The sequence below is a fragment of the Streptomyces sp. NPDC053431 genome (genome assembly GCF_044544925.1).
In the GTDB taxonomy this organism is placed as follows: Bacteria; Actinomycetota; Actinomycetes; order Streptomycetales; family Streptomycetaceae; genus Streptomyces.
In genome coordinates this window covers 220,729-235,559 of record NZ_JBITXX010000007.1, presented here as the reverse complement: position 1 = coordinate 235,559, position 14,831 = coordinate 220,729, and the positions used below count along the sequence as shown (strand labels likewise).

Here is a 14,831-nt window from a genome sequence, read left to right as displayed (position 1 = left end):
TGTGTTCGAGGGCATATCCCAGGTGAAGTGAGCGGCACGGAGACCGCCACCCGGGAGGCCCTTTGCACCAGGAAGACCGTGCAGGACATGTACGGACGAAGCGGAGGGCCGGAGCTCGGCCCGCGCATCGTGGCCTGAGCCCGGTCCCATCCCGCCGCGACACCGGCTCCGCCGGCGGCCTTTCCGCCAGCGGCCCCTCCGCCGGAGCGGGTACGTCGCAACCCCGACCTCAGTGGGGTCCTCGAAGGGGGTCTGTCCTTCCGTGGTGACCAGCACTAAGCGCCGCTTGTCCGACAGGCGCACCTATGTTCTCGACACCAGCGTCCTGCTGGCCGACCCCAGCGCGATGTCCCGCTTCGAGGAGCACGAAGTCGTGCTTCCCATCGTCGTGGTGACCGAGCTGGAGGCCAAGAGGCACCACCCCGAACTCGGTTACTTCGCCCGGCAGGCCCTGCGCCTGCTCGACGACTTCCGGGTCCGCTACGGACGCCTCGACGCCCCGCTCCCCATCGGGGACCTGGGCGGCACCCTGCGTGTCGAGCTCAACCACTCGGACCCCGGGGTCCTCCCGGCCGGCTACCGGCTCGGGGACAACGACTCCCGCATCCTCGCGGTCGCGCGCAACCTGCAGGCGGAGGGGTACGACGTCACCGTCGTCTCCAAGGACCTGCCGCTGCGCATCAAGGCGTCCTCGGTCGGTCTCCTCGCGGAGGAGTACCGGGCGGAGCTCGCCATCACGGACTCCGGCTGGACCGGAATGTCCGACGTCGCGCTGTCCGCCGACCAGGTGGACCTGCTCTACGACCAGGAGACGCTGTACGTGCCGGAGGCGGCCGAGCTGCCGGTGCACACCGGTCTCGTGCTGCAGTCCGAGCGCGGCAAGGCGCTGGGCCGGATCACGGCCGAGGGCAATGTGCGCCTGGTGCGCGGCGACCGGGAGGCCTTCGGCATCCGCGGCCGCAGCGCCGAGCAGCGGATCGCGCTCGACCTGCTGCTCGACCCGGACGTCGGCATCGTCTCCATGGGCGGCCGGGCCGGCACCGGCAAGTCGGCGCTCGCCCTCTGCGCGGGCCTGGAGGCGGTCCTGGAGCGCCGTCAGCACCAGAAGGTGATGGTCTTCCGTCCGCTGTACGCGGTGGGCGGGCAGGAGCTCGGCTATCTGCCGGGCACCGAGGCCGAGAAGATGAGCCCCTGGGCGCAGGCGGTCTTCGACACGCTCTCGGCGGTGGCCGGCCGCGAGGTGATCGAGGAGGTGCTCGGCCGCGGCATGCTGGAGGTCCTGCCGCTCACCCACATCCGGGGCCGCTCGCTGCACGACGCCTTCGTCATCGTGGACGAGGCCCAGTCCCTCGAGCGGAACGTGCTGCTGACCGTTCTGTCCCGGATCGGGGCGAATTCCCGCGTGGTGCTGACCCATGACGTCGCCCAGCGCGACAACCTGAGGGTGGGCCGGTACGACGGAGTCGTCGCCGTGGTCGAGAAGCTGAAGGGGCATCCGCTCTTCGCGCACGTCACGCTCACCCGCTCCGAGCGTTCGCAGATCGCGGCGCTCGTGACCGAGATGCTGGAGGACGGTCAGATGTGATCTGTCCCGAATGAGGTGATTCGCACCGCAGTTGGCGCCGCCCGGCAAAGCGCGAGAGCTTAGCCGGGCGGCGTCGTGCTGTCCGCCTTATCGACCAAATCCCGTACGTCCGGCCCGGTGTGAGCTTTCACACGCAGCATGGAATTGCCTTGCGGTGTCGCCGTCCGGCAAAGTCTTGCTTCCGTCAGGCCCCGCATACGGCACACGTGCACCCTCAGGGGTGTAGCACCACACAACTCAACAGCCGTTCGCCGTATGCCGCCCACAGCACCACGGGCCCGTGTCTTCTGTGACCCAGTAGTCGAAGACCAGCGTCAGGGGCACGATTTCGCCCGCTTGGTCACCTGTGCGGGCGATGCTGGAAGGAAACCGTGTGAGCCGGATCTCGGTCCGGGGATTCGCGGTGGCTTCGGCCACTGCGGTCACCACTGTCGGCGCCGTCGTCGGTGTCGCCTCGGGCAACGCCGCCCAGGCCGCGGACGACAACTTCGAGGCCACCGCGGCCGACACCACGCTGCTCGCGGACATCCCCGCGGGCGAGCAGGCCCAGGTACAGGTCTCCACCCTCGCGGAGCAGGCCGACGCCCAGGCTGCCGCCGCCGACTCCCTCGCGCGCAAGTCCGCCGAGGAAGCCGCCCGCATCCAGGCCGCCAAGGACGCCGAGGCCAAGAAGACCGCGGCCGACAAGGCGGAGAAGGAGCGCAAGGAGGCCGAGGCCGAGCGCGCCAGCCGGTCCGCCCTGCGCGACGCGTCGAGCTTCTCCGCCCAGAGCTCGTACAGCATCTCGGACGTCAAGGCGATCGCCCGCCAGATGATCCCGGGCGACCAGTTCCAGTGCTTCAGCAACATCGTGAACCACGAGTCCGGCTGGGACTACACCGCGACCAACGCCTCCTCGGGCGCGTACGGTCTCGTCCAGGCCCTCCCCGGTTCGAAGATGTCCTCGGCCGGCGCGGACTGGCGGACGAACCCGGCCACCCAGATCAAGTGGGGCCTCAGCTACATGAACGGCCGCTACGGCAGCCCCTGCGGCGCCTGGTCGTTCTGGCAGGCGAACCACTGGTACTAGGAGACGGCGCCCGGTATCCGTACCGGCCCCCGCTCAACCCGGCGAAGCCCCTCACCGTCCTTCGGTGAGGGGCTTCGCCCGCATACGGGTGTAGGTTCAGGAGGCCGAGGGGGGAGAGGGAAGAGCATGTCGAGACTGCCAGGATGGCTGCGCCGCATGGGCGACGGCCTGAGCCGCATGGGCGAACGCCTTGACGAACGACGGGCGGAGACCGAGCGCGCCACCGCCATCGGCGGACCGTACGCCGTCCCCGAAACGGTGCCCGGCACCGCCCCCGTGCTCGTCCCGGCCGTCGAGGCCGGCCCGGCCCCCGCCCCCGCCGCCGCACCCGCTGCCGCCCCCGCCGCCGAGCCTGCCGAGGACGCGGCCGCCGCCCCGGGCCCCGGCCCCGACCGGGCCCCGTCCGCCGCGCCCCCCGCCGCCGAAGCCCCGGCCGCCTCCGTCCCCGCCCCGCCCGCCTACGCGCCGGCCGTGGCCGCCCGCCCCGATCCCGTGGCCGCCATCCCCTGGGGAATGCGGGTCGCCGCCGAGGCCGGCTGGCGGCTACTCGTCCTCGCGGGCACCGTCTGGGTGCTGATGAAGGTGATCAGCTCCGTGCAGCTGGTCGTCCTCGCCTTCGTCGCCGCCCTTCTCATCACCGCGCTGCTCCAGCCCACCGTGGCCCTGCTGCGCCGCAAGGGCCTGCCCCGCGGGCTCGCCACCGCCGTCACCGCCGTCTCCGGCTTCGTGATCATGGGGCTGGTCGGCTGGTTCGTGGTCTGGCAGGTGATGGACAACGTCGACAACCTGTCCGACCGCGTCAAGGACGGCATCGAGGAGCTCAAGCGCTGGCTGCTCGACAGCCCGTTCCACGTCACCGAGCAGCAGATCAACGACATCGCCAAGAACCTCAGCGACACCATCGGCACCAACGCCGAACAGATCACCTCCGCCGGACTCCAGGGCGTGACCGTGGTCGTGGAGGCGATGACCGGCATCCTGCTCGCCATGTTCTCCACCCTCTTCCTGCTCTACGACGGGAAGAAGGTCTGGGAGTGGACGCTCAAGCTGGTGCCCGCCCAGGCGCGGCCCGGCGTCGCGGGCGCCGGCCCGCGGGCCTGGCGGACCCTGACCGCGTACGTCCGGGGCACGGTGCTCGTCGCCCTGATCGACGCCGTCTTCATCGGCCTCGGCCTGTGGTTCCTCGAGGTGCCGATGGCCGTGCCGCTCGCCGTGTTCATCTTCCTCTTCGCGTTCATCCCGCTCGTCGGCGCCGTCGTCTCCGGCGCCCTCGCGTGCGTCGTCGCGCTCGTCACCAACGGGGTCTTCACCGCCCTCATGGTGCTCGTGGTCGTGCTCGCCGTGCAGCAGATCGAGGGCCACGTCCTGCAGCCGTTCATCCTCGGGCGGGCCGTGCGGGTGCACCCCCTCGCCGTGGTCCTGGCGGTCGCGGCCGGCGGCCTCACCGCCGGCATCGGCGGCGCCGTCGTCGCCGTCCCGCTGGTCGCCGTCGCCAACACGGCGGTCGGCTACCTCCGCGCGTACAGCACCGAACAGGCCCTGCGGGCCGCCCCCGAGCCCCGGGGCGCGACCGCCCACCAGGTGGCGCCGACCCCGGCGCCCGGCTCGGCAGACCGGGTGCCCGGAGGCCGCGCGTGATCTCCGAGCCCGAGCTCGTCGACGGCGGCGGATTCCCCGACCCCGTCGCCCCGCTGTCCCCGCCGCCCCCCGTACCCGGTCCCGCCCCGAGAACGCCGCGGCGCCGCGGCCCCTGGGTGTGGGCGCTGGGCGGCGCGGTCCTCGCCTCGGCGGTCTGGGCCGGCGGACTCTACGCGTACCACCGGCAGGACCGGCCGACAGGTCCCGACCTGCGCGGCTACCGTGCGGTCGACCCCTGCCGGGCGGCCACCTTCGAGGGCCTCTCGGCCGCCCTCGGGCGCCGGGAGGAGGCCACCAACCCCCTGGGCCTGGACGAGCCGGGCCTCTACCGGGTCAACTGCCTGGTGACGCTCGACGCCAAGCCGGTGCCGTACGACATCGAGGTCACCTACGCACTGCACCGGGTCACCGACCCGCGGCCCGAGTTCGAGGCCCTCATGCACGACCCGCTGGTGGGCGGCGGAGACCGGATCGACGGGCTGGGCGACACCGCCTACCTCAACGACAGCGACGACGCCATGGTCCTGGACGTCCTGGACGGGCAGGCGGAGATCCGGCTCCGGCTCTCCGCCGCCGTCGAGTACGACGAGAACGGCAACCCGAAGGGCGTGCCGCGCAGGCTCGACCCGGCCGCGCTGCGCACCTACCTCGTCGAGGACATGCGGCAGCTGATGACGGCCCTCAGGACGAAGTGAGCGGAGAACGACGGAAGGGCCCCGGGGTCGGTGAACCCCGGGGCCCTTCGTCGCACGCACGTCGTACGGACCGGCCTACTCGGCCAGCACGGCCTCCGCGTCCAGCGTGACGCCGACCGCCTGGATGACCGCGGCGATCTTCACGGCCTCCTGGATCGTCTCGCGGTCGACGCCGGCCTTGCGCAGGACCTGCTCGTGCGAGTCCAGGCACTGGCCGCAGCCGTTGATCGCGGACACGGCCAGCGACCACAGCTCGAAGTCGACCTTCTCGACGCCCGGGTTGCCGATGACGTTCATCCGCAGACCGGCGCGCATCGTCCCGTACTCCGGGTCCGACAACAGGTGCCGGGTCCGGTAGAAGACGTTGTTCATCGCCATGATCGCGGCGGCCGACTTGGCGGCCTGGTACGCCTCGGGCTTCAGGTTCGCCTGGGCCTCCGGCTCCAGCTCCTTCAGCACCTTCGGCGAACGCGAGGCGATGGCGCAGGCCAGCACCGTGCCCCACAGCTGCTGCTGCGGAAGCTCGCTGTTGCCGATCACCGAACCGAGGTTCAGCTTCAGGTCCTTGGCGAAGTCCGGTACGGCGGCCTTCAGCTCATCGAGCGCCATGCTCACTCACCGGCCAGCAGGGCGGCGGCGTCGAGGGTGTCCTCGCCCTTGTTCCAGTTGCAGGGGCACAGCTCGTCGGTCTGCAGGGCGTCCAGGACCCGCAGGACCTCCTTGGGGTTACGGCCGACGGAGCCGGCGGTCACCATGACGAACTGGATCTCGTTGTTCGGGTCCACGACGAACACGGCGCGCTGGGCGAAGCCGTCCGCGCCCTCGACGCCGCAGTCGCGCATGAGCTCGTGCTTCGAGTCGGCGAGCATCGGGAAGGGCAGGTCACGCAGGTCGGCGTGGTCCTTGCGCCAGGCGTGGTGGACGAACTCGGAGTCGCCGGAGACGCCGAGGATCTGGGCGTCGCGGTCGGCGAACTCGTCGTTCAGCTTGCCGAACGCGGCGATCTCGGTCGGGCAGACGAAGGTGAAGTCCTTCGGCCAGAAGAACACCACACGCCACTGCCCCTCGTGGGTCTTGTGGTCGATCTGCGCGAACTCCTTGCCGCTCTCCAGCGACACGCAGGCGGTCAGGTCGTAGGTGGGGAACTTGTCACCGACAGTGAGCACAGTGTTTCTCCATGCGAATGAGGGGTTGGACGCATGAAGGCTTTCACGTCGAATATCGGACAGTGAAATCGATCAATCGGGTCACACTGATCCGTGCGGGTTATCAATATCCGGATCTGACTGTTCGATTATCGCAGTGATGTGCACAAGACTGCAGGTGAGGTGGGCGGAGTGGGACAGTTTCAGGCGACTTCGGTCGATCTGTACGCGCCTGCGGCCACTGGTCCTATGGTCACCGTATGCAACTCCGCTACCAGTTCCGCGCCTGGCCTACGCCCGAGCAGCGCATCCGCGCTGCCCGTGTCTTCGGCTGCAAGCGTGTGGTCTGGAACGACGCCCTCGCGATCGTGGCGCCGCGCAAGCGAGCGAACAGCCTGCTAGGCAGTCCGAGGGCGCGGTTTGCCGAGGGGCCCTACTGGAGCATCCCGAAGGCTGGCGAGCTGGGCCGGCTGCTGATCACCGAGGCGAAGCGGAATCCGTCGCGGGCGTTCCTTGCGGATGCTCCGGTCGGCGTGCTGCAGCAGGCCCTGCGGGATCTGGACCGGGCGTGGAAGGCGCACGAGGACTCCAAGACCGGCAGGCGGTCCGGTCCACGGGTGGGTCCGCCCACGCTCAAGAGTCGGAAGGATGCGCGGCAGTCGGCGCGGTTCACTGTGTCGGACCGGTTCCGGGTGCTCGATGACGGCAAGCTGCGGCTGCCGAAGATCGGGGAGGTGCGAATCAAGTGGAGTCGCGATCTGCCGTCGACGCCATCGTCGGTGACGCTCATCAGGGATCGGTCCGGCCGGTATTGGGTGTCCTTCGTGGTAGAGACCGATCCGGCCGCGGACCTGCTGCCGCCGGTCGGCGGTGATCAGGGCATCGATCTCGGTCTCACTCGGTTCGCCGTGCTGGCCGACGGTTCGCACATCGCCAACCCGAGGTTTTTGCGCAGGGCGGAGAAGAAGCTAGCGAAGCGGCAGCGGGAGCTGTCGCGGAAGGAGAAGGGTTCGAAGAACCGGGAGAAAGCCCGGGTCAAGGCTGCTCGTGCTCACGCAGCCGTGGCGGACGCCCGCCGCAATTTCCAGCATCAGTGGTCCCACAGGCTGACGCGCGAGAATCAAGCCGTCTACTGCGAGACCCTGAACGTGCGGGGGATGGCGCGCACTCGGCTGGCCAGGAGCGTGTACGACGCGGGCTGGGCCCAGTTCGTAGGGTTTCTGGAGTACAAGGCGAGGCGGCGCGGACGCTCATTTGTACAGGTTGGCGGCCGGTTTCCCAGCACACGGATCTGCTCGTCCTGTGGGCGTCAAGACGGCCCCAAGCCGCTGTGGGTGCGGGCCTGGACCTGCCCAGGGTGTGGAGTCCGGCATGATCGGGACTGGAATGCGGGGAAGGTGATCCGTCACGAGGGTCGTCGTCTCCTCGCGGCTTCAAAGACGGCACCATCCACCCCCGGACCGGGGGCCCGTCGCCGGTGACGGCGGCGGTTCACGCCTGTGGAGCCCGTGTAAGGCCTGGCGGTGAGCCGGGCGGTGGGCGCAACCCCCACCCTTGGTGGGGAGGAAGCAGGAACCCGTCCGAAGCGGGCGGCCTCCATCTCGGAGGTTTCGCGCAGGCGGAGAATCCTCGCCCTCCTGGGGCGGTGGAGGGGGTCAATTGCCCTCGTAGGACTTTTCTGGGCAAACTCGGTCGTGTTGATCGAAGGTGGTTATCAGTGGTTCCGGTGCGGCGTGTGAAGCAGCCCAGTCTTTCCCAGCTCAGAGCGTTCGCGGCGGTCGCGGAGCATCTGCATTTCCGGGATGCGGCGGCGGCCATAGGGATGAGCCAGCCGGCGCTCTCGGGTGCGGTGTCGGCCCTGGAGGAGGCACTCGGTGTCCAACTCCTCGAGCGTACGACGCGCAAGGTGCTGCTCTCGCCCGCGGGGGAGCGGCTCGCGGTGCGCGCGCACGCCGTGCTCGACGCGGTGGGCGAGCTGATGGAGGAGGCGGAAGCGGCGCAGGCACCCTTCACCGGGGTGCTCCGGCTCGGGGTGATCCCGACGGTCGCGCCCTACCTGCTGCCGAGCGTGCTGCGGCTGGTCCACACCCGCTATCCCGAGCTCGACCTCCAGGTGCACGAGGAGCAGACCTCGTCGCTGCTCGAAGGGCTCGCCGCCGGGCGGCTCGACCTGCTGCTGCTCGCCGTCCCGCTCGGCGTCCCGGGGGTGACCGAACTGCCCCTCTTCGACGAGGACTTCGTCCTCGTGACACCCGAGGGGCATCCGCTGGCCGGGCGGGCCGACATCCCGCGCGAGGCGCTCCGCGAGCTGAAGCTGCTGCTCCTGGACGAGGGGCACTGTCTGCGTGACCAGGCCCTCGACATCTGCCGGGAGGCCGGGCGCACCGGCGGGGCGCCGGTCACCACGACGGCGGCGGGCCTGTCGACGCTGGTGCAGCTGGTGGCCGGCGGGCTCGGCGTGACGCTGCTGCCGCGCACCGCGGTGAAGGTCGAGACCGCCCGTAACGCCGCCCTGTTCACCGGTGACTTCGCCGATCCGGCGCCGTCCCGGCGGATCGCGCTCGCGATGCGGACCGGAGCGGCCCGCCAGTCCGAGTTCGAGGAACTGGCGGGCTCGCTCCGGGACGCCATGAAGCGGCTTCCGGTACGGATCGTCCGGGCGGACGTCACTCCGTCCTGAGCCCGTCGGCCCGCATGAGCCGCCAGAGCAGCGGCAGGCTCAGCACGGTGACGAGCGCGATCAGGGCCGCGCCGACGCCGGTGACGGGCAGGAAGACCCACCAGTCCTCGACCTGCTTGCCGATCATCCGCAGCAGCACCAGGCCCAGCGCGAGCCCGCCCGCCACCGACAGGGCGAGGCCGAGCACGATCGGAATCGCCGTCTGCCACAGCACCGACCAGCCGAGGGTGGCGCGGCGGGTGCCGAAGGCGACCAGGGAGGACAGCAGTCGTCTGCGTTCGCGCAGTTGCTCCAGGGTGTTGACCAGCAGCGAGACGGCGACGAGCAGCATGGTGAGGGTGGCGCCGATCAGGATGCCGGTGCGCACGCTGCTGAACTGGGCGTCGCGCTCGACGTCCTGGAGGGTCCGCACGCGGGTCAGCGGGTCGAGGGCGGCTACCGTGTTCCGTACGTACTCCGGGGCGTCCTTCACCGTCGGGTCGATCCGGATCATGGCCCCGGCCTCGGGGGCGTCGAGCCGGGTGGCGTCGATGGCCTTCGGGGTGGCCATCACGCCGAACTGCACGCGCCCCAGGGGGTCGAGGCGCGCGTCCACCGTGCGGGCCGTGGCCGGGATGCGCCAGGTCGGCACCGCGCCCTTGTGCTGCTGCGGGTCGCGCAGGGCGATCTCGGCGCCCGGCTTGGCGGTCTCGGCGACCCAGGCGTCGTCCGGTCCCTGTGTGCCGTGGGCGAGGACGACGAAGACGTCGCCGTCCGTGCAGGAGGGCAGGCGGGCGAACTCCTTCAGGGAGGCGCAGTCGCCGACCGCGATCGAGGTGATCGGGGCGAAGTCCTCGCCCTTCCGTAGTGGGCCTGGGCGCCACACGTGGGACTCGACGGTGCCGACGACCGACTCGACGCCCTTCGTCCGCGACAGCGCCTCGATCGCCCGGCGGGCGTCGTCGGCGCCCTTGGCGGCCACCTCGGTCTCCAGCTGGGCGCGGGCGGTGTCCATGGTGGTGGGCCGCATGAAGTCGTTCTGCATCGCCTGGAACAGCATCAGCAGGGCGATCGCCCCTGCCGCCGCGACGACGATGCCGCTGACCGTACGGGCGGCGGTCCCGCTGCTCAGCTGGAGCCTGCGGGTGGCGAGCTGCCAGGCCACGGGGCCGCCGCGGAGCCGCCGGACCAGCGCCTCGACCAGCCACGGCAGCAGGGTGGTGAGTCCGACGAGGGCGACGGTCGAGCCGAGCGCGATGCCGAAGCTGTCGATCGAGGTCTCCTCGATCCGCACCTTTCCCACGGTCGGTACGAGCAGGGCCGCGCCGGCCAGTACGAGGACCAGCCGCCAGGCGAGCCGGCGCGGCTTCGGCGTGGCGGTCCTGACCACGCCGAGCGGTTCGATCGCCACCGCCCGCAGGGCGAGGAGGCTGACCACGACGGCGGCCACGGGAACGGCCGCGACGATCACCGCGGCGAGCCACGGCACCGGGGTGACGTCGGCCGGGAAGGCGTTGACGTCCCAGATCCGCACCGAGCCGGCCAGCCGTCCGGCGAGGGCGAAGAACCCGGCGCCCACGGCGAGTCCGAGCAGCGCTCCCGCGAGGGACTCGCCGGCCGCGATCCGCCGGGTGGTGGCGGTGTCCGCGCCGACCAGGCGCAGCGCGGCGAGCCGCTGGTCGCGCTGCTCGCCGCCGAAGCGGACGGCGGTCGCGATGAACACGAGCACCGGCAGCAGCAGCACGACACAGGCGATGACGACGAGCAGCAGCAGGAACGCGTTCATGGGCTCCTCGGGCACCGACCAGCCGTAGCGCCTGCCGCGGCCCTCGTAGCCGTACGCCGTGAGGACGTCGGTGCCGGCGACGTAGCGCAGTTCGGCCGGGCCGATCAGTGCCGCGTCGCCGAGGGTGCCGGTGACCTTGTACGGGAGGCGTGCGCGCAGGAGCTCGCCCTCGGGGGCGGCGAGCAGCTCGCGGAGGGCGGGGGAGACCAGCATCTCGCCGGGCGCGGGCACCTTCGTCGCTCCCGGGGGGACCGCGGGGCGGTCCCCCTCGGGCTGGAGCAGCAGCCCGGTGACGGTGTCGCCGCGGTAGAGGGTGGACTGGTCGGCGTAGCGAAAGGTGTCCGGGCCGGGCCGCTCCACCAGCTCGCTCGCGTCGACCGCGCGGGCCGACTCGCGCACCTCCCGCTGGAACAGCATGTTCGGCATGGACGCGGCGACGAGCAGCAGGGCCACGCCCAGGCCGATGCCGGTCGCGGTCAGGGCGGTGCGCAGCCGGCCGCCGCGGCCGCCGGTGACGGCGAAGCGCGCGCCGAGGGCCAGGTCGCGGGCCCAGGTCCGCATCCTCATATGGCCCACTCCGTGTCGCGCACCCTGCCGTCGCGGACCACGACCTCGCGGTCGGAGTAGGCCGCGACCCGGGCCTCGTGGGTGACCAGGACGACGGCGGCGCCGGTGTCCCGGGAGGCGTCGGTGAGGAGCTGCATCACGCGTTCGCCGTTGAGCGAGTCGAGCGCGCCGGTGGGCTCGTCGGCGAAGATCACCCGGGGTGCGGTGACGAGCGCGCGGGCGACCGCGACCCGCTGGCCCTGGCCGCCGGAGATCTCGCCGGGGCGCTTGCCGGCCATGTCCTCGACCTCCAGGCGGGCGAGCCACTCCCGGGCGCGGGCCTCGGCGGGCCTGCGGCGCTCGCCGTTGAGGCGGAGCGGCAGGGCGACGTTCTCGACGCAGGTCAGTTCGGGCACGAGCCGGCCGAACTGGAAGACGAAGCCGAAGTCGGTGCGGCGCAGGGCGCTGCGCTGCCCGTCGGTCATGGCGGTGAGCTCGCGCCCGTCGTAGTGGAGAGTGCCGGCGTCCGGGCGGACGATGCCGGCGAGGCAGTGCAGCAGGGTCGACTTGCCGGAGCCGGAGGGGCCCATCACGGCGACGACCTCGCCGGCGCGCAGGCTGAAGTCGGCTCCGGCGAGGGCGGGGGTCGGACCGTAGGCCTTGTGGATCCCGCTCGCGCCGAGCAGGGGGGCGGTGGTCATCGGCGGATCTCCTCGGCGAGCCGGTCGAGGCGGGCGGCGGTCAGCTCCAGCCAGCGCAGGTCGGCCTCCAGGTGGAAGAGCGCGTGGTCGCAGATGAGCTGGTCGGCGAGGTCGCCGTCCTTCTTGCGCCGGGTGAGCTCGCGCATCAGGCGCAGGTGCTCGGCGCGCTGGACGTCGAGGAGTTCGGCGGCGCCGCGGCCGGTGAGGAGGGCGAGGACGACCTTGGTGTAGAGCGTGGACTGGAGGTACGGCTCCGGCTTCTCGGGCGTGGCGAGCCACTGCTCGACGTCGGTGACGCCGGCCTCGGTGATGGCGTACCGCTTGCGCTCGGGGCCGCCGCCGGCCTCGACGGCGTCGACCTCGACGAGGCCGTTCTTCAGGAGCCGGGACATCGTGGAGTAGACCTGCCCGTAGTGCAGGGGCCGGTCGTGGCCGAAGCGCTCGTCGAAGGCGCGCTTGAGGTCGTAGCCGTGGCGCGGGCCGGACTCCAGGAGTCCGAGAAGGGTGTGACCGATGGACATGTCCGTCACTGTACACGCGGTGTATACGCACAATGTATAGCCCTGGTGGCACTCCCCTGGCGACCGGACGGCACCCCTCGAACGCGAAGTCTGTGACCGGCGGCACACAACCATCCCGGCCTGTGGAGCGTCGGTTCCGTCGGGGGTGGGTGCTCATTCTCACGCCCGGAAAAGCCGGATGGATCGCCCTTTGTCGCGATGGCCGGTGTTAGCTTGCTGAGCTGATTCGACGACGAGCGGAGCGATCGAGGACATGGGCCGTACGGGTAAGAGCCAGGCGAGAAAGGGCGGGCGCATACGCCGCCTCTTCACCTGGAAGAAACTCCTGGGCACGTTCTTCGTGGGCTGCCTGCTCATGATGGGCGCCTTCTACGCGCTCTACCTGATGGTCCCGGTGCCGTCGGCCAACGCGGACGCGACGCTGCAGAGCAACGTCTACAAGTACGCCAACGGCAAGGTCATGGCCCGTACGGGCAAGATCAACCGCGAGATCGTGGGCCTGGAGAAGGTCCCCATGGACGTCCAGCGGGCCTTCGTCGCCGCCGAGAACAAGACCTTCTACAAGGACAACGGCGTCGACGTCATGGGCACCGCCCGTGCCGCCTGGAACACCCTCACCGGCAAGGGCAAGCAGGGTGGTTCGACGATCACCCAGCAGTACGTCAAGAACTACTACCTGAGCCAGGACCAGACGGCGACCCGCAAGCTCAAGGAAATGGTCATCGCCATCAAGGTGGACCAGCGCATGAGCAAGTCGGAGATCCTCGCCGGCTACATCAACACCAGCTACTACGGCCGCAACGCCTACGGCATCCAGGCCGCCGCCCAGGCCTTCTACGGCGTCGACGCCACCAAGCTCACCGTCGCCCAGGGCGCCTACCTCGCCTCCGTGCTCCAGGCCCCCAGCCAGTACGACTGGACCTTCGCCGGCCCCGAGGGCCGCAAGCTCGTCGAGGAGCGCTGGAACTACGTCCTCGACAACATGGTCGAGGAGGGCTGGCTGGACGCCGGACAGCGGGCCGGCCTGAAGTTCCCCGTCCCGCAGAAGCCCAAGGCCCCCAAGGGCCTCAGCGGCCAGAGCGGCTACATCGTCGAGGCCGCCAACCAGGAGCTCATGCGGCAGGGCGTCAGCGAGGAGGACCTGAAGGCCGGCGGCTGGACGATCACCCTCAACATCGACGAGAAGAAGCAGAAGGCCCTCGTCAAGGCGGTCGACGAGCAGCTCGAGGACAAGCTCGACCGCAAGGGCGACAAGAAGCAGGCCACCGTCCAGGCCGGCGCCACCTCCGTCGACCCGAAGACGGGCGCGGTCGTCGCCATGTACGGCGGCATCGGCGCCACGGAGCACTGGACGAACAACGCCACCCGGCGCGACTACCAGCCCGCCTCCACGTTCAAGCCGATCGTGCTCGCCTCGGCCCTCGACAACGGCGCCGAGACCCAGGACGGACGACGGATCGGCCTCGGCACGATCTACGACGGCACCAGCCGGCGCCCGGTGGTCGGCAGCGACATCCGCTTCGCGCCGGAGAACGAGGACGACCAGAACTACGGCCCCGTCACCGTCCAGAAGGCCACCAACAGCTCCATCAACTCGGCCTACGCCCAGATGATCGTGGACGTCGGCCCCGCGAAGGCCAAGCAGACCGCCCTCGCCCTCGGCATGAAGGACGGCAAGGACTTCGGCACGACCCCGGCGATGTCGCTCGGCGTCATGGGCGCCTCGACCCTGGACATGGCCGGCGCCTACGCCACCCTCGACAACCACGGCAACAAGGTCACCCCGACCCTCGTGAAGTCCGCCGTGCACAAGGACCGCACGGTCGAGGCGGTGAAGTCCATCGGCGAGCGGGTCATCAGCCGCACGGCCGCCGACACCACCACCAAGGCCATGCAGGGCGTCGTCCAGAGCGGCTCCGGCTTCCGCGCCGCCGGTGACTACCAGGCGGCCGGCAAGACCGGCACCTCCGAGAACAACCGCTCGGCCTGGTTCGTCGGCTACACCCCCGAACTCGTCACCGCCGTCGGCCTGTTCGGCGAGGACGCGAAGGGCAACCAGGTGACGCTCACCGACACCATCAACCCGGGCCGCGCCAACGGCGGCAAGACCCCGGCGCAGATCTGGGGCGCGTACACCACCAAGGCGCTCGGCGGCGGCTCGGACGCCACCTTCGACCTGGAGACCGACGGCACCTCCGGCGGCGACACCGCCCCGGCGCCGACCCAGACCACCGGCTCTCCGACGCCCACGCCGACGGCCTCCGGCCAGGCCACCACCCCGCCGCGGCCGCCGACCTCCACGGCCACCACGCCGACCCAGCCGCCCACGCCGACCGGCACCACCCCGCCGGAGCCGACGCCCACGCGGACGCGGACGAGCGACCCGACGATCCAGCCGCCGCCGGACGGCATCGTCGACGGCCGCCTCGCCGACTGACACACGACGACGGCCGGGCCCCTCCGAGGGGCCCGGCCGTCGTCGTACG

Annotated in this window: 12 protein-coding genes; 7 read left to right on the top strand and 5 right to left on the bottom strand. The window is 71.0% G+C overall.

The window, feature by feature from the left end; all coding sequences use genetic code 11:
* Nucleotides 1-262 precede the first annotated feature (262 nt).
* The 4 genes from ACIGXE_RS19370 (at nt 263) to ACIGXE_RS19355 (ending at nt 4,987) form a co-directional block, all read left to right on the top strand.
* Entirely contained in the window at nt 263-1,585 is a 1,323-nt protein-coding gene (locus ACIGXE_RS19370; RefSeq protein WP_399748902.1) for a PhoH family protein, read from the top strand.
* A 373-nt stretch (nt 1,586-1,958) separates the two neighbouring features.
* Complete coding sequence (locus ACIGXE_RS19365) at nt 1,959-2,654, top strand: transglycosylase SLT domain-containing protein (RefSeq protein ID WP_399748900.1); 696 nt, start codon at nt 1,959-1,961, stop codon at nt 2,652-2,654.
* Nucleotides 2,655-2,780: 126 nt separating this feature from the next.
* The gene (locus ACIGXE_RS19360; RefSeq protein WP_399748898.1) at nt 2,781-4,292 is read left to right on the top strand and encodes an AI-2E family transporter; all 1,512 of its coding nucleotides are present in this window, start codon (nt 2,781-2,783) and stop codon (nt 4,290-4,292) included.
* Nucleotides 4,289-4,987 (top strand): hypothetical protein, encoded by a 699-nt coding sequence (locus ACIGXE_RS19355; protein ID WP_399748896.1) that lies wholly within the window; start codon nt 4,289-4,291, stop codon nt 4,985-4,987. The genes ACIGXE_RS19360 and ACIGXE_RS19355 overlap by 4 nt, the downstream gene beginning before the upstream one ends.
* Nucleotides 4,988-5,062: 75 nt before the next feature.
* Here ACIGXE_RS19355 and ACIGXE_RS19350 read toward each other — a convergent pair whose 3' ends face one another.
* Together ACIGXE_RS19350 and ACIGXE_RS19345 are read right to left on the bottom strand one after the other, a co-directional pair.
* On the bottom strand, nt 5,063-5,596 hold the full coding sequence (locus ACIGXE_RS19350) for an alkyl hydroperoxide reductase (protein ID WP_386865860.1): 534 nt from the start codon (nt 5,594-5,596) through the stop codon (nt 5,063-5,065).
* A gap of 2 nt (nt 5,597-5,598) precedes the next feature.
* Nucleotides 5,599-6,153 (bottom strand): peroxiredoxin, encoded by a 555-nt coding sequence (locus ACIGXE_RS19345; protein ID WP_399748894.1) that lies wholly within the window; start codon nt 6,151-6,153, stop codon nt 5,599-5,601.
* A 239-nt stretch (nt 6,154-6,392) separates the two neighbouring features.
* Between ACIGXE_RS19345 and ACIGXE_RS19340 the strand changes: the two genes are divergently transcribed.
* Both ACIGXE_RS19340 and ACIGXE_RS19335 read left to right on the top strand, forming a co-directional pair.
* Nucleotides 6,393-7,613: an RNA-guided endonuclease InsQ/TnpB family protein gene (locus ACIGXE_RS19340; protein ID WP_399748892.1), complete on the top strand. Its 1,221-nt coding sequence runs from the start codon at nt 6,393-6,395 to the stop codon at nt 7,611-7,613.
* A 254-nt stretch (nt 7,614-7,867) separates the two neighbouring features.
* On the top strand, nt 7,868-8,812 hold the full coding sequence (locus ACIGXE_RS19335) for a hydrogen peroxide-inducible genes activator (RefSeq protein WP_399748890.1): 945 nt from the start codon (nt 7,868-7,870) through the stop codon (nt 8,810-8,812).
* Here ACIGXE_RS19335 and ACIGXE_RS19330 read toward each other — a convergent pair.
* From ACIGXE_RS19330 to ACIGXE_RS19320, 3 genes are read right to left on the bottom strand one after another with little or no spacing between them, the layout of a single operon-like run.
* Complete coding sequence (locus tag ACIGXE_RS19330) at nt 8,799-11,144, bottom strand: FtsX-like permease family protein (RefSeq protein WP_399748888.1); 2,346 nt, start codon at nt 11,142-11,144, stop codon at nt 8,799-8,801. The genes ACIGXE_RS19335 and ACIGXE_RS19330 overlap by 14 nt on opposite strands.
* A complete protein-coding gene (locus ACIGXE_RS19325; protein WP_399748886.1) occupies nt 11,141-11,824 on the bottom strand; it encodes an ABC transporter ATP-binding protein in 684 nt (227 codons plus the stop codon). Before ACIGXE_RS19325 ends, ACIGXE_RS19330 begins: the two co-directional genes overlap by 4 nt.
* Nucleotides 11,821-12,345, bottom strand: coding sequence for a PadR family transcriptional regulator (locus ACIGXE_RS19320; protein WP_399748884.1), 525 nt, complete (start codon nt 12,343-12,345; stop codon nt 11,821-11,823). Before ACIGXE_RS19320 ends, ACIGXE_RS19325 begins: the two co-directional genes overlap by 4 nt.
* Before the next feature lie 253 nt (nt 12,346-12,598).
* Between ACIGXE_RS19320 and ACIGXE_RS19315 the strand changes: the two genes are divergently transcribed.
* Nucleotides 12,599-14,782 carry a transglycosylase domain-containing protein gene (locus ACIGXE_RS19315; protein WP_399748882.1) on the top strand — a complete coding sequence of 728 codons (2,184 nt, stop codon included), beginning with the start codon at nt 12,599-12,601 and terminating at the stop codon, nt 14,780-14,782.
* The last annotated feature ends 49 nt before the right edge of the window (nt 14,783-14,831 follow it).

Excerpts from the sequence above, each read along its gene's own strand:
- ACIGXE_RS19360 (WP_399748898.1), top strand. The coding sequence starts at position 2,781 with ATGTCGAGACTGCCAGGATGGCTGCGCCGCATGGGCGACGGCCTGAGC.
- ACIGXE_RS19330 (WP_399748888.1), bottom strand. The coding sequence starts at position 11,144 with ATGAGGATGCGGACCTGGGCCCGCGACCTGGCCCTCGGCGCGCGCTTC.
- ACIGXE_RS19325 (WP_399748886.1), bottom strand. The coding sequence starts at position 11,824 with ATGACCACCGCCCCCCTGCTCGGCGCGAGCGGGATCCACAAGGCCTAC.
- ACIGXE_RS19320 (WP_399748884.1), bottom strand. The coding sequence starts at position 12,345 with ATGTCCATCGGTCACACCCTTCTCGGACTCCTGGAGTCCGGCCCGCGC.
- ACIGXE_RS19340 (WP_399748892.1), top strand. The coding sequence starts at position 6,393 with ATGCAACTCCGCTACCAGTTCCGCGCCTGGCCTACGCCCGAGCAGCGC.
- ACIGXE_RS19315 (WP_399748882.1), top strand. The coding sequence starts at position 12,599 with ATGGGCCGTACGGGTAAGAGCCAGGCGAGAAAGGGCGGGCGCATACGC.
- ACIGXE_RS19350 (WP_386865860.1), bottom strand. The coding sequence starts at position 5,596 with ATGGCGCTCGATGAGCTGAAGGCCGCCGTACCGGACTTCGCCAAGGAC.